11 protein-coding genes are annotated in these 14,844 nt (G+C 31.6%); 3 read left to right on the forward strand and 8 right to left on the reverse strand.

Translation table 11 applies throughout. From position 1 onward, the window contains the following. Positions 1–3 precede the first annotated feature (3 nt). Genes V6246_RS02860 through V6246_RS02895 form a run of 8 tightly spaced genes read right to left on the reverse strand, consistent with a single transcriptional unit; the run spans position 4 to position 9,813 of the window. Positions 4–1,179, reverse strand: a complete 1,176-nt coding sequence (locus V6246_RS02860; protein ID WP_341558871.1) for a glycosyltransferase — start codon at positions 1,177–1,179, stop codon at positions 4–6. A 48-nt stretch (positions 1,180–1,227) separates the two neighbouring features. Then, on the reverse strand, positions 1,228–2,325 hold the full coding sequence (locus V6246_RS02865; protein WP_341558872.1) for a glycosyltransferase family 4 protein: 1,098 nt from the start codon (positions 2,323–2,325) through the stop codon (positions 1,228–1,230). 4 nt (positions 2,326–2,329) lie between these two features. Further along, entirely contained in the window at positions 2,330–3,301 is a 972-nt protein-coding gene (locus V6246_RS02870; RefSeq protein ID WP_341558873.1) for a polysaccharide pyruvyl transferase family protein, read from the reverse strand. Positions 3,302–3,304: 3 nt separating this feature from the next. Continuing rightward, on the reverse strand, positions 3,305–4,588 hold the full coding sequence (locus V6246_RS02875; protein ID WP_341558874.1) for a hypothetical protein: 1,284 nt from the start codon (positions 4,586–4,588) through the stop codon (positions 3,305–3,307). Beyond that, positions 4,572–6,113: a lipopolysaccharide biosynthesis protein gene (locus V6246_RS02880; RefSeq protein WP_341558875.1), complete on the reverse strand. Its 1,542-nt coding sequence runs from the start codon at positions 6,111–6,113 to the stop codon at positions 4,572–4,574. Before V6246_RS02880 ends, V6246_RS02875 begins: the two co-directional genes overlap by 17 nt. 33 nt (positions 6,114–6,146) lie before the next feature. Then, positions 6,147–7,427, reverse strand: coding sequence for a nucleotide sugar dehydrogenase (locus tag V6246_RS02885; protein WP_341558876.1), 1,281 nt, complete (start codon positions 7,425–7,427; stop codon positions 6,147–6,149). 6 nt (positions 7,428–7,433) lie between these two features. Continuing rightward, positions 7,434–8,813: a nucleotide sugar dehydrogenase gene (locus V6246_RS02890; protein ID WP_341558877.1), complete on the reverse strand. Its 1,380-nt coding sequence runs from the start codon at positions 8,811–8,813 to the stop codon at positions 7,434–7,436. Between the two features lie 4 nt (positions 8,814–8,817). Further along, positions 8,818–9,813 carry an SDR family oxidoreductase gene (locus tag V6246_RS02895; RefSeq protein ID WP_304404705.1) on the reverse strand — a complete coding sequence of 332 codons (996 nt, stop codon included), beginning with the start codon at positions 9,811–9,813 and terminating at the stop codon, positions 8,818–8,820. 1,119 nt (positions 9,814–10,932) lie between these two features. Between V6246_RS02895 and V6246_RS02900 the strand changes: the two genes are divergently transcribed. The 3 genes from V6246_RS02900 (at position 10,933) to V6246_RS02910 (ending at position 14,839) form a co-directional block, all read left to right on the forward strand. Continuing rightward, positions 10,933–12,063 (forward strand): aminotransferase class I/II-fold pyridoxal phosphate-dependent enzyme, encoded by a 1,131-nt coding sequence (locus V6246_RS02900; RefSeq protein ID WP_341558878.1) that lies wholly within the window; start codon positions 10,933–10,935, stop codon positions 12,061–12,063. After that, entirely contained in the window at positions 12,060–14,012 is a 1,953-nt protein-coding gene (locus V6246_RS02905) for a polysaccharide biosynthesis protein (RefSeq protein WP_341558879.1), read from the forward strand. The genes V6246_RS02900 and V6246_RS02905 overlap by 4 nt, the downstream gene beginning before the upstream one ends. Before the next feature lie 83 nt (positions 14,013–14,095). After that, entirely contained in the window at positions 14,096–14,839 is a 744-nt protein-coding gene (locus V6246_RS02910; protein ID WP_341558880.1) for a polysaccharide biosynthesis/export family protein, read from the forward strand. Positions 14,840–14,844 lie beyond the last annotated feature (5 nt).

Here is a 14,844-nt window from a genome sequence, read left to right on the forward strand (position 1 = left end):
TTTTTAACTATTAATTTCTAAATATTTTTTACAAACTTTTTCTAAATTAAATTTAGCAAGAAGTAATTCTTTATTATTATTTAATGTTTTTTTATATTTCGTATTCAATAAAACAGAAATAATGGCTTCAGAAAGTTTTCTTTCTTCATGATTTATAATATTTTTATCAATCGGTATTCCTAATTTTCCTTGAAATAAATTTGGAGTAATTATACCTGCTTCGACATCAATGTTTTGACCTAAATCATTGGTGGTTCCTGATGATACTCCCATTAGTTCAATTATACCTTTGGTGCAAAAAGACGATACTATTGGTACACCGACGCATATAGATTCTACAATAACATTTGGTGTGCCTTCATAATGTGATGATAGAGCTAATAAATTTGCTTTAGCTAGATATTTATAGGGGTTGTTTTTTCTTCCAAGAAAAAATACTTTATTTTCAATATTAAGAATTTTAATTTTTTCTTTTAAAAAGGCCTCTACATGTATATCTCCATCACCAATAAAAATAAGGTTTGTATTTGGTCTAGTTTCTAATACGAGGTTAAAAGCCTCAATTAAATGCCAAGGAGATTTTTGAATAGATAACCTTCCTAAAAATAAAATTGAATCTTGACCGAATAATTCGAGTTCGTTTTTATTTTCTATTGGTTCTAATGATTTTTTTTCAATTAGCTTTAAATCGTGAGGATTATATATTACTTCTAATTTATTTACAAATTTAAAACCACATTTGCTTATTAAATCTTCCTTAATATCTTTACTTATACAAACAACTTTATCTAGTCTTTTATAGGTTGTTTTATAACTTAATTTGAATATTTTATTAAAAAATGATTTATTGGTGAATTCAACACTTTTTAATGCATGAATACTAGCTACTTTAAATTCCTGAGAATAACTTAACGAGCTAAAAAAATTAGCCATATCTCCAAATGAGATAGTATGGGTTATTGCATGCTTTTTAACTACTTTTTTTATTAACCTAGGAATTGAAAAATAAAATGCCATTCTTTCGAATTTCGACATTTGGCTGAAATCAATATTTTTTAAAAACAACTCATCTTTACCAAAATTAATTATATCATCTTTTAACGCTATAAATTTCATGGCTTTGACTTCATAGCCTATACTTATGTAGTGATTGTAGAAAGATAGAGCTAAACGCTCCATGCCTCCAACACTTCCATATGGCATTATTAAAAGTATTCGTTTCATATTTTATTTAGTTAAAGCTTTAAATAAACGATCCCAATTTGGGACTATAATTTCTGGTAAATATAATTTAGCTTTCTGTCTTGCCTCTAAACCCATTTCTTCTCTTAGCTGATAATCAGAAAGTAAGGAATCTATACGTTTGCTCAGCATTGAAATATTGCCGTTTTCTACAAGAAAGCCATCTTTATTGTTGGTAATTATATCTACAGGACCACTAGGGCAATCAAAGGATACACAAGGTAATCCGCAAGCCATAGCTTCAATTAGTACCATTCCAAAGCCTTCAGATCTTGAAGACATGACGTACAGAGAAGCTTCTAGATACTTACTTTGTATGTCTTTAACAGGTTCAAAAAAGGAGACGGAATTTGTTATACCTAAAGTACTAGCTAAATGAATATGTAATCTTTTTTTATCTATTTTTCCATAAATTTCTAATTTCCAATTGGGATGCTTGTTGGCTATTATCTTCCAGGTTTTTAATAATCGATCATAGCCTTTTTGAAAACCGTGATTACCAACAGTGATAATTTTTTTATTTTTTAAGGTTGATTTTTGTTCAGGGTAAAATGATAACGGATTAGGTATAACTTGTAAGTTATTTAAATGCCATTCTTTTAAATTTTCATTTGTTAATACTACAAATACCTGGTACTTTTTAGCACCTATATGCATTAACTTCCTTAACAAAGAAAACTTTAATTTGTTAAGGAAATTTAATTTGTCTTTATTTTTAAATATGTTTATTGATGCATGTCTTTCATAAACCATAGGGCAGGGGTAGCCTATAATTGAAGGAGTAAAAAAACCTTTTAAGCCATCATCGCAAACAGAAATAACATCTGGTTTAATACTTTTTACAATGGACTTAATACTTGAGCGGTAGGATAATAAATATTTTATTGGATTTCCACTTATAGTTATATTATGGTAGGTTAAACTATTACTAAATTTATAAAATAGAGCTTTATCTTTTTGATTTAGGGTAATTATATGTACATCATATCCTAAATTATCGGCGAGATAGTTCGCTTTAATTGATAATACACGTTCTAGTCCACCTGAACCACTTATCTGATTTGTGATATATAATAGCCTCAATATATTATTTGTTTATAAATTCTTTGCACTTTTCCTTTAAAGGCTCTGCTAGTGCATGATGTAGTCCAAGGTTTTTAACCATTGTATTGGCATCTATTTTACCCTTTAGGTTAAAATTAGTAGTAAACTCTCCTGTTTTTGTATTAACATCAACACGATTAAAAAGTTCTAAAATACCATCAAAACGACAAGAATCTACAAAACTATCAAAACCATTCACAAAAATAACAGGAGTCCCTAATGCCAAACAAGGAAGAGCGCAATGTATTCTAGATGTTACTACTAATTTAGCTCTTGCATATTTATGAAGCAAATCTTCTGCCATAGCAAATTTTTCATCATCGCTATAGGTATTTGAGTTTGGCTCTTGATTAACAGATTTAGCATTTTTTAGTAAATCTGCGTCTATAAAGTTCTTTACATGCTTCTGTTTTTTCTTTAATTGAAAAATTTTTCCATTTAGAGTACTACGTACAATCGCTTTAAAGTTGTAAAACACTTTTTGTTTTCTAGGGTAGTTGTATAAAGGATCTACAATATAAATGTCATCACCACGTTCAGAATCATCAACTTTATAAGAATCTAAAGTTAACGTTAAGCAGCCGGTAAAATAGGCATCGATACCTTTTTCTTGTAAAGTTTTTGCAGTAAACTTATCCCTACAGCCGATAGGAGCATGCTTTTTTAAATAAGCAATACCTTTGTCGCTAAGCATAAAAGGCGCGGCGGTATTATTCATATGAAAAGAGACAAAAAGCGGATCAATAGCGTTAGAAGGTACCCAATTATGAATGTTATGAGTAAACCAACCGTTCATAATCAGCTTTGTTTTTTCTCCTTCATATTCTGCTAACTTTTCTCGATTCAATAAAACATCTGTTCGAGGCAAAAATTGTTTTGCAGCTAAACTTTGAATGTTATCGCCTACGTTAAAAAAACGTTTATTTTCAGCGTATTTTAATAAACTGTATTTCATAATTTAAGAATATCTAATTTTTTTATATATTGAGTAAACAGTGGATAAACGATTTCTTAAAATAAACTTTAACTTGTAAGTCCATCGTTTGGGATTATTCACCTTTTTATCCAAAAGGTCATGTAATTTACCACTTCTTATTTTATCTATCTGCGTTTCTTCTTCTTCTCTGTTTTTGAATATAAATATAGAAGTTGCATTTTTTGCTTTTTCCATAAGCTCCCACCAAAAATACTGCATTCCTTTATTTGCAGTACCTTGTTCTAAAAGCTTGAACATATTTTCATATAGGTTTTCATTTATATTAAAGCCATAATTATTTGGGTTTTCACCATTCAAAATTAGCCCTAATATAGTTCGATAGCATTTTTCACACTTACCACAATTAAATTGGGTTCTTAATTCTGAATAGCAAACTCTTAGCTTAAAATTATTTTTATTTTCTTTAGAAAATTGACTAATTAAATCAACTTTGTCCTGCCTTTTAAGTTCATAGGCGTCGTGAAAAACTTTAATACCTGCCCAGCTAATTTTCTCATCGCCTAAAGGTGTAGAACCCCAAGCAATGTCAATTTCTTTCGTATAGGAAGAGGCTATGTAAATACTGCCATATTCTTTGATATAGGATAAAGGTGCTAACGAACCTATAAGTGATAATCCATGCTGTACCTTTCCCCACCAGCCAATATCTTTTAAAAGTAACGATACTTGGTATGTATAAAACTCTCTTACATTAGTTTCAATATACTCTTTTGCGTTTTTTTCTAAAATAGATTCATTTTCGATGTATGAAGTAAAGCTAGTCCATTGTTCTTTGTCTTCTATTTCTATATCAGCACCTAAGATAGTTACTAAATCGGGAGTTTTATCAAAAACCCTAATATATGTGGCATAAGCATCTACACCTCCGCTAAAAAGCATAGCCGAATTATTATTGTCATCAATTTTATTTTTAACTAATTTTTCGGCAAATAAATCCCCCTTTAGAGTATAATCAGGGTATTGTTTTTGAAATTCAATTTTAACCAATTTCAAAGCGTTAAAGAAATCTTCATCTACTTCTTGAACTTCAACATCAAAACCTGCAAACCAAGCTATAGTCATTACATTTGATAAAAAAGGAATCACTAGAATACTTTTGGGAACGTTCTCAATGTTTATGCCATATTTAGCATAAAAAGGCTGTTTTACGTTAAAGTATTTTTTTACCGAGCTATTAGTTGCTAAGTAATTATAAAAGATTTTTTGGCCATCGGCTTGAATCTCAATATTATTTAATTTTAGCATAAAAATTCAATTTATTTAATATTGGGGATAATGTTTTTCTAAATAATTCTTTCTCAAATGCAATAATACCTAACTTGTACATTAAAGTGCTATAGACAATAGAATATATAAGGGCTTTAAGTAAAAAATTTAACCAGCCCGAACCTGCTATATAATTAATAAAATAGCTAATTATAAAAATTAGAATAACAGTTAATAAGCTTTTATTAAATAGTTCTTTAAAAAAGCGTATGATATTTAAGCCGATTACATTATGATAATAAAAATTCATAACATTTTGTACAATAACCCAACCTGTAACTGTCCCAATTATCATACCTAGAGCTCCATAAGATTTGGCTAAAAATGCCCCTATAGCAGCACCTAATATTAAAAATGACAAATATAAAATTGCTTTAAATGATAATTTACTTTTGGCTTCTAAAATAGAATTTCCAAAACCTTGTATCAAGGGTAGGGTATAGGCTAGCATAATTAATAATGCAATGAGCCAAGTTTCGTGACTTCCTTTCACTCCCAATGTTTTGCCGACCCATAAATCAACAAATTGATTGCCAAATAGAGCAAAGGCTACTAATATATACATCAAAACGACAAACGAAATTCGGCCTATTTTAATCATCATACTTGTAAGTTCTTCCCCTGTAGCATTGTCTACAGTCATTTTTGTTGCTCTTGGTAAAAACACACTAGAAATGGCTGTTGAAAACGCCCCGTAATAAGTACCTAAAACAATACCGATGCCGTAAATTGTTAGTACCTCTGGAGTTGCAACTCTTCCCAGAATCCAATGGCCTGCTTTCCACTGTAATATACTAACTATCGCAAAGATAAAAATCCATGTAGAATATCCGAAAATCTGTTTAACATATTTAAATTTAAACTCGTGAAGTTTAAAGCGTACTTTTAGTTTAAAAAACACAAAATATATTTCTATGCATATGAAAACTGCATTAAATACAGTATCAATCACCACTAAAGCAATGGCCTTTCCTCCCATGGTTAAGACAGCCACAACTGTTATCGTTCTAAGGATATAACGGATGATATTAACTGTTTTTGGAAAAACAAACGCCTCGTATCCATAACAAATACCTTTAAAGCTGCCACCAGGTAAGCCTATTGCTATATTAAATATTAAAAGAACAAAAATAGTTTTAGCGATACTAATCTCATGTGGTGACATTTTTGTAAAATATGTATCGATATGGCCATAAAAAACAAAGCCTATTATGAAGACCATTGTAGAAATAGCTGCATAAATAAGCATGGTAGTAGCCAAAAAATTTTCTTCGGCTTTACGGTCGTTTTCTGCTTTATATTTAGCTACAAACCTTACAATGGTATTATTAAGACCAAAATCTAAAACCGATATGGTACCCACAAGCGCACCAATAGCAACATAAATACCATATTCAGATTGTCCAACATTACTAAGTATGAAGGGGGTCATAAAAAGCCCTACTATATTAGTTAAGAATATAGTAGTATAGTTTAATAAAGCTCCAATTTTTAATTGACTCACAAGTTTGTATATTCGTTTTTGTAATCGTTCGGTTTACAATCTACCGTTAACCTTTTCTTTTAATATCCCCTTAACATCATATAAAACCCCATTAGGTTTTAATAGACTACTCCAGTTAACATCTAAAAACTCTTTATGCGCTACGGTAAGTACAATAACATCAAATTGACCTTCTGGTAATTGTTTTACTGTTTCTAAGCCATACTCGTGCATCACTTCCTCTGGGTTTGCCCACGGATCGTAAATGGTCATATCGGTTTCGTAGCTCTTCAATTGGTTAATTACATCTACAGCCTTTGTATTTCTAACATCCGGACAATTTTCTTTAAAGGTTATTCCTAAATTTAAAATACGCGCATTTTTGATACGAATATCATTTTTAACCATCAGTTTAATAATCTCAGAGGCTACATATTGTCCCATACCATCGTTTACACGACGACCCGCTAAAATAATTTCGGGATGGTAACCCACTTCTTGCGCTTTTTGTGCTAAATAATAGGGATCGACACCAATACAGTGTCCGCCCACTAAACCTGGTTTAAAAGGTAAAAAGTTCCATTTGGTACCAGCAGCCTCTAAAACGGCATGGGTATCGATATCCATAAGGTTGAATATTTTAGCTAACTCGTTTACAAAAGCAATATTGATATCGCGTTGCGAGTTCTCGATAACTTTTGCAGCTTCGGCCACTTTAATAGTAGGAGCGAGGTGCGTACCTGCCGTAATGATACTTGCGTATAAGGCATCTACTTTTTTACCGATTTCTGGCGTAGAACCTGCGGTTACTTTTAAAATTTTATCTACGGTGTGCAATTTATCGCCCGGATTGATACGTTCTGGAGAATAGCCAGCGAAAAAGTCTTGGTTGAATTTTAAACCACTTATTTTTTCTAAAACAGGAACACATTCATCTTCGGTTACACCTGGGTATACGGTAGATTCGTAAATAACGATATCTCCTTTTTTAAGCACCTTGGCAACGGTTTCACTCGATTTATACAATGGTGTTAAATCGGGTCTGTTGTTTTTATCAATAGGTGTAGGGACTGTAATAATGTAATAGTTACAGTCTTTAATATCATCTAAATTAGAAGAACAGATTAAACCATTCTCATCGTTTTGAGATGTTTTTAAAACGGATTTTAAGACCTCTTCTTCAACTTCTAGGGTAGCGTCTATTCCTTTTGATAAGGCTTCTATTCTAGATTGGTTAATATCGAAACCAACTACGTTAAACTTTGTTGCAAAAAGACGTGCAAGTGGTAAACCTACATATCCTAAACCTATAACAGCTATTTTATCTTTGTTCATAATAATTTATTGTCCTATTGAATAATATTCGAATCCTATATGTTCCATTTCAGCTTTATCTAAAATATTTCTACCATCAAAAATGAAGGCAGGTTTTTTCATGTTGCTGTAGATTGTTTTCCAATCGTAAGTTTTAAACTCGTCCCATTCTGTCATAATCGCAATGGCATGGGCATCGTTTGCGGCCTCGTAAGCAGAATCTACACTTATAGCGCCTGATTCATTTTCTGCTTCGCTACGTGTGTTTAAGTAATTTAAATCGGTTTGCACTTTAGCATGCGGTACTTTGGGATCGAAAACCGTAATGTTAGCTTGTTCGTTTAATAAATGATCTGCCACATAAATAGCCGCAGATTCACGAGTATCGTTAGTATCCTTTTTAAAAGCCCAACCTAAAAGTGCTATTTTTTTTCCGGAAACGGTATTGTAAAGTGTTTTGATTAAGCGATCGGAAAAACGTCTTTTTTGGTGATCGTTCATGATAATCACTTGTTCCCAATAATCGGCAACCTCAGTTAAACCATAACTTCTAGCAATATAAACGAGGTTTAAAATATCTTTTTGAAAGCATGAGCCTCCAAAACCAACTGAAGCTTTAAGGAATTTTGATCCAATTCTAGAATCCATTCCAATGGCTTTGGCCACTTCGTTAACATTAGCACCTGTAAGTTCGCATAATTCTGAAATAGAATTAATAGACGATATACGTTGTGCTAAAAAAGCGTTTGCGGTAAGTTTAGATAACTCCGACGACCATAAATTGGTACGTAAAATTCTATCGTCTGCCACCCAACTGCTGTAAATATTGGCTAAAGCTTCAATAGCCTCTTCGGATTCTCCTCCAATTAAAACACGGTCTGGGTTTAATAAATCTTCAACAGCTGTACCTTCTGCTAAGAACTCAGGATTCGATAAAATATGAAAATTAATATTATTACCTGTATTGTGTAAAATACTTTTAATAGCCTCGGCTGTTCTCACTGGTAGAGTCGATTTTTCAACAACTATTTTATCAGTTTTAGCAACATCGGCAATATTGCGGGCACATAATTCAATGTATTTTAAATCGGCGGCCATACCTTTTCCTTTTCCGTAGGTTTTAGTAGGCGTGTTTACAGAGATAAAAATCATTTCAGCTTCATCTATAGCTTGATCTATATCTGTGGAGAAAAATAAATTCTTTCCACGCGTTTCTTTTACAATATCGGCTAAGCCTGGCTCATAAATTGGAAGCTTAGACACATCAGCATCGTTCCAAGCATCAATACGGGCTTGGTTAATATCTACAATAGTAATTTTTAAATGTGGATTATTTTTTGCGATAACAGCCATAGTAGGGCCACCAACATAACCTGCACCTATGCAGCATATACTTTTTACTGTCATAAAATTATAAATTTTCCCAATACCAAGATACCGCTTCTTTTAGACCAGTATTAATATCGAATTCTGGCGCGTAGCCTAATAATGTTTTAGCTTTATTGATTGAAGCTAGAGAATGAGGAATGTCTCCAGCTCTGTTGTCTCTATGTTTAATTTCTACGTTTTTTATATTATCGTCAAATTCTGATAAATATGTTTTTAAAAGCGTAGTCAATTCTTTTAATGTAGTACGTTCGCCATAAGCAACATTATAAACGGTGTTTAATGCGTCTTTATTTGTTGTGGTAAGCGCACGTAAATTCATTTGAACCACGTTATCGATATACGTGAAATCTCTTGAATAACTTCCGTCTCCATTTATAATAGGTGACTCGTGACTCACGAATTGTTGAACAAATTTCGGGATTACTGCGGCATAAGCACCATTAGGATCTTGTCTTTTTCCAAAAACATTGAAATAACGAAGCCCAACAACATCTAAATTATAAGTGGTATGGAAAATATCGGCATACAACTCGTTAACATATTTAGTAATAGCGTAAGGCGATAAAGGTTTACCAATAGTCTCTTCAACTTTAGGTAAAGCTTCATGATCACCATAAGTAGACGAGCTTGCTGCATATACAAAACGAGAAACGCCTGCGTCTCTAGCAGCGACTAACATATTTAAGAACCCAGAAACATTAACGTCGTTTGTAGTGATAGGATCGTTGATAGAACGTGGTACAGAACCTAATGCAGCTTCGTGTAATACCAAATCGACTGTGTTACAGGCTTTATGGCAATCGTCTAGTTTTCTAATATCACCTTCAACAAGATTAAAGTTTGTGTTTGATAAAAAAGGCGCTAAGTTTTTTCTTTTTCCGGTAGAAAAATTATCTAAACAGGTAACCTTTATATTATGGTCTAATAAAACTTCAATTAAATTGGAACCAATAAAGCCAGCTCCACCTGTAACTAAAATGTGTTTTCCTTTCAAAGTTTTTATTAAGTCAGCAGTCATATAAAAATGGGATTTTAATTTATTAATGAGCAAATATGTGAAAAATATATTTAACTCGTTTAGTAAACTATATTAAGGTTGCCTTTTTACCGATGAAAGTCATTATTATGTTAAAATATCCGATGAAGTCTTCTTTAAAATGAGGAATTGAAATGAAAAGAGGCGTTTAATTATCTAATCGTTCTATATATGTATTTAAGAAGTCTTTTGTAGATGGATTTAGCTATGTAGTTTTTTTCTTAACGGAAAAACATCTGAGATTAATAATGAATTACAAGGATGTGTTTATGACGCTTTTTAAGTTTTTGTTTTGCTTCGATGTTAATGCTGTTTTTTTTAATTGAATAATATAGAGTGGGGAAAGAATAGGGGAGAGGTTCTTATTTTTTGTTGAAAACTTAATATGTATTGCAATGAATAGAAATTAAGCATAATTTCTTATTAGTTATTATGTTAATGGAAGCGTTATTTATCCTTGTAGTTTCAACCTAGTAAATAGTATTGAAATATGTCAAAAATTAATGAACTGTTAATTGAAACAAGCTAAGACGTGTTTTTCTCTAATAAAAAGTGTGGTTTTGTTATAGAATAAGTAAAACGCCTTTTTATTAAACCCTAATAAAAGTAATCAACTATTTTGTTTTAACTCGCCTTTACATACGTGTATCTACGTAGGTTTCCGGAAGGGGAATTGGCTTTGTAGCTCTTTTCGACATCGACGAGTTACAAAAGATTCACTATGAACTAAACAGCTAACTGTATTTAACCGATTTTTATAATAGTTTTAGCGAATTAAAACCAAAGTAGCATTTCTACTTAAAAACAATTAGTAAATTTACACCATCAGAGAATGCATAATTTAAATTGATTAATAGCAAATTGATTTATTATGTTTTGTAAAATTGCTTAATACTCTCCAAGGCCGTTCAATTTTAAACCCTTGATTATTAGAATTTAAAAGTAGATTTTATAGGATGTTTTATAAAAGAATTAGGCCAATATTTGATTAAACGCTTGGTAATATATCTGTAGAGGGAAAATATTATAACAAATGTTTATTTAGAATACTGTTAAAAAATATAACAGCTGGCATAATTAATGTTATTAAATAAAATGTAAATGCTAACAAAAACTAAAATTTATTTGTCTTCACCACACATGGGTGGTAATGAGCAGAAGTTCGTAAACGATGCTTTTGAGACAAATTGGATAGCACCTTTAGGACCAAATGTAAATGGTTTTGAAGATGATATCAAATCTTATTTAGGTTCTCAAAATGAGGTTGCGGTTCTAAGTTCTGGAACAGCATCGATTCACTTAGCTTTAGAATTAATAGGCGTATCAAAAGGCGATGAAGTATTATGTCAAAGTTTTACTTTTTCGGCATCTGCAAACCCTATTATGTACTTAGGAGCAACTCCTGTTTTTATTGATAGTGAAAAAGACACATGGAACATGTCTCCGGAATTACTTGAAATAGCTATTAAAGACCGAATAGAAAAAAATAAAAAACCGAAAGCAATTGTAGCGGTTCATTTATATGGTATGCCATATAAAGCGAATGAAATTAACGCCATTGCAAAAAAATATGACATTGCTGTTGTTGAAGATAGTGCAGAGGCTTTAGGAAGTACTTACCACGATAAAGCTTGTGGAACGCTTTCTGATTTTGGAATCTTATCTTTTAACGGAAATAAAATTATAACAACTTCTGGTGGTGGTGCTTTAATTACTAAAACAAAAGCATTAAAAGATAAAGCCGTGTTTTTATCGACACAAGCTAGAGATGATGCGCCACACTACCAACACTCTCATGTAGGTTATAATTACAGAATGAGTAATGTTTTAGCTGGAATAGGTCGCGGACAAATGGAAGTTTTGAATGATAGAGTTTCTGCTAGACGTGCTAATTATGAATTTTATAAAAAACATTTATCTGGTTTTAATACCATCGAATTTGTAGACGAACCTGCTGGAAGTTATTCTAATAGATGGATAACCTGTATAAAAACAGACTCGTTTGAAACTCGCGAAAAAATAAGATTAACGTTGTTAGAAGACGATATTGAATCGAGACCATTATGGAAACCTATGCACACACAACCTGTTTTTAAAGATTGTTTGCATTTTTCTGACGGAACTTCAGAGCATCTCTTTGAAAAAGGATTGTGCTTGCCAAGTGGTTCGAATTTAACTAACGACGACTTAAATAGAATTTTAGAAATAATCAATAATACCCCAAACTTATGATTAAAAATTACTTTGCCTTATACTCTCAGAAATACGCCTCAAAATGGCTTGTTTTGGCTATCGATTTAGCGATAGTGATGACAACGTTTTGTATGGCCTATTTTATTCGATTTAATTTTTCATTAGATTTTAATGTAGAACAATTTACTTTACAGTTACCATTTATTTTTTCAGTAGCATTAATAAGCTTCTTGATAGTAGGCTCTTTTAAAAGTGTAATACGTCATACCGGTTTTACAGATGTGATTAATTTATTTAAATCAGTAGCTTTAATAGCTTTTATAACTGGAGTATGTGTGTTATTTAATAATAGAGTGGAACTTGTTTCTAATTTTACTGTACCTAAAACGATTATTGTTTTACACGCTATTATTAGTTTCTTGTTTTTAAGTGCAAGTCGTTTAGTTTTTAAAATGGCTTTTAAGCATTTAAAATGTAAATTATTATCTACGAAACGTATTTTGATTTATGGTGCCGGAGATCAAGGAATTATTACTTATAATGCTTTATTGAATAATACGGCATCTAGCTATATTGTTGTTGGTTTTATTGATGATAATGTAAAGAAAAAAGGAAAAAATATTGACGGTGTGCCTATTATGGCGTTTAATCGTATTACATCTGAGTTTGCCGCGGCAAATAATATTGATGAAATTGTTGTAGCTTCTGTGGGCATAGGACCAGCGAGATTAATTGCTTTAGTAGATAATTTATCTGATGTTGATGTAAAAATAACAAAAGTACCACCTATTGAGAATTGGATTAATGGTGAATTGAGTTCAACTCAAATTAAACAAGTACAAATTGAAGATTTATTAGGTCGTGCACCAATTGAAATAAACAACCCGAATTTAGAGAATGAGTTTACTGGTGAAACTGTTTTAGTTACTGGTGCTGCTGGTTCTATTGGTAGTGAGTTGGTTAGACAGTTAGCTGAGTTTAATGTGAAGCATTTGATTTTAGTTGATCAAGCTGAATCTCCTTTATATGATGTTGAGCAAGATTTAAAACGAGCAGGAAAAAGAAGCTATACAGCTATTGTAGCAGATATTCGTGATGGATTAAGAATTGACAGTATTTTTCAGGAATACAAACCTACTATGGTTTTCCATGCTGCAGCTTATAAACACGTGCCATTGATGGAGAAAACGCCATATGAGGCTATAAAAATTAATGTAAACGGTACAAAATTATTAGCTGACACAGCTTCTAGATATAGCGTTAAGAAATTTGTTTTTGTATCGACTGACAAAGCGGTAAACCCAACAAGTGTAATGGGAGCTACGAAGCGTATGGCAGAAATGTACATTACTTGTCTTCAAAAAGAAAGCAAAACAAAATTTATCACAACACGATTTGGAAATGTATTAGGATCTAACGGTTCTGTTATTCCATTGTTTAAGAAACAAATTGATAAAGGTGGGCCATTAACAGTTACTGATAGTGAAATCACAAGATATTTTATGACGATTCCTGAAGCTTCTCAATTAGTTTTAGAAGCTGGAACTATGGGGAAAGGTGGGGAAATCTTCATATTTGATATGGGAGAATCTGTTAAAATATTTGATTTAGCTAAGAACATGATTAAGTTATCTGGTTTAAGATACCCAGAAGATATTGATATCAAAATTACAGGTTTAAGACCAGGTGAGAAGTTATATGAAGAATTATTAGCTAATGGTGAAAACACCTTATCTACATATCACAAGAAAATTTTAATTAGTAAAACTCGTGAGTTGGATTACGAAAAAATTAAAATGTCTATAGAAGAACTGTGTATTACAAATCGTTTCCAGAATAACAATATCGTTCTTAAAATGAAACGTTTAATCCCTGAGTATAAATCTAATAATTCAGATTACGAAAGGTTTGATAAACGCGTTCAAACATACAAGAAAAACAAAGGTTTAGGAACTTCTACAACCGATAAAAACTATGCTAATAGTTAATTGAATTCAAAATTTTAATAACTCCCCAAATAATTATAGAACTAATAATGAATTATTTCTCGTACAAACAACATGTCACAAGGTTGGCAGTTATACTTTTATGTTTTTTAGTTTCATCTTGCTACACTAGAAAGGATATTGTTTATTTTCAAGATGCTAAAAATTTTGAAACTATAGTTGAAACAGACACGTTTAAGGCAAAAATAAAAATAGGTGATATTTTAAGTATCAATATCTCTACTATAGATTTGGATGTTACAAAGCCTTATAATTTGGTTGAAGCATCTGGAGGAGAATCTGGAGGTGGTAAACTTATAGATTACTTAGTCGATGTTGAAGGAGATATTGACTATCCTGTTTTAGGTAAGGTAAAATTAGTAGGTTTAACCATTGAGGAAGCCAAAAATTTATTGAAGAAAAAATTTGAAGAAGGCGATTTATTGGTAAATCCAGTAGTTATGATTCGAATTAAGAATTATAGAATATCTCTTTTAGGAGGAGTATCTAGGCCAGGTGTTTATCCAATAACTAGTGAACGTATATCTATTTTAGAGGCTATAGCAATGGCTGGTGATTTAAATATTAATGGTAAAAGAACTGATGTTATGGTTATTCGTGATTTTAACGGAACAAAAACATACACGCAAATAGATTTAACGAGTAAAGAGGTGTTTAATTCGCCGGTATTCTATTTAACACAGAATGACATTGTTTATGTGCAGCCTAATAAATCGGCTATAAGTAGTGCTTCTGGAGATTCTAGAATAGGGTTAATTTCTTCATTAGTAACAATAGCAGCAACGGCTGCAATTCTATTAACTCGATAATTTTA

Origin of the sequence: Algibacter sp. TI.3.09, assembly GCF_038154905.1 — a bacterium.
Lineage (GTDB): Bacteria > Bacteroidota > Bacteroidia > Flavobacteriales > Flavobacteriaceae > Algibacter.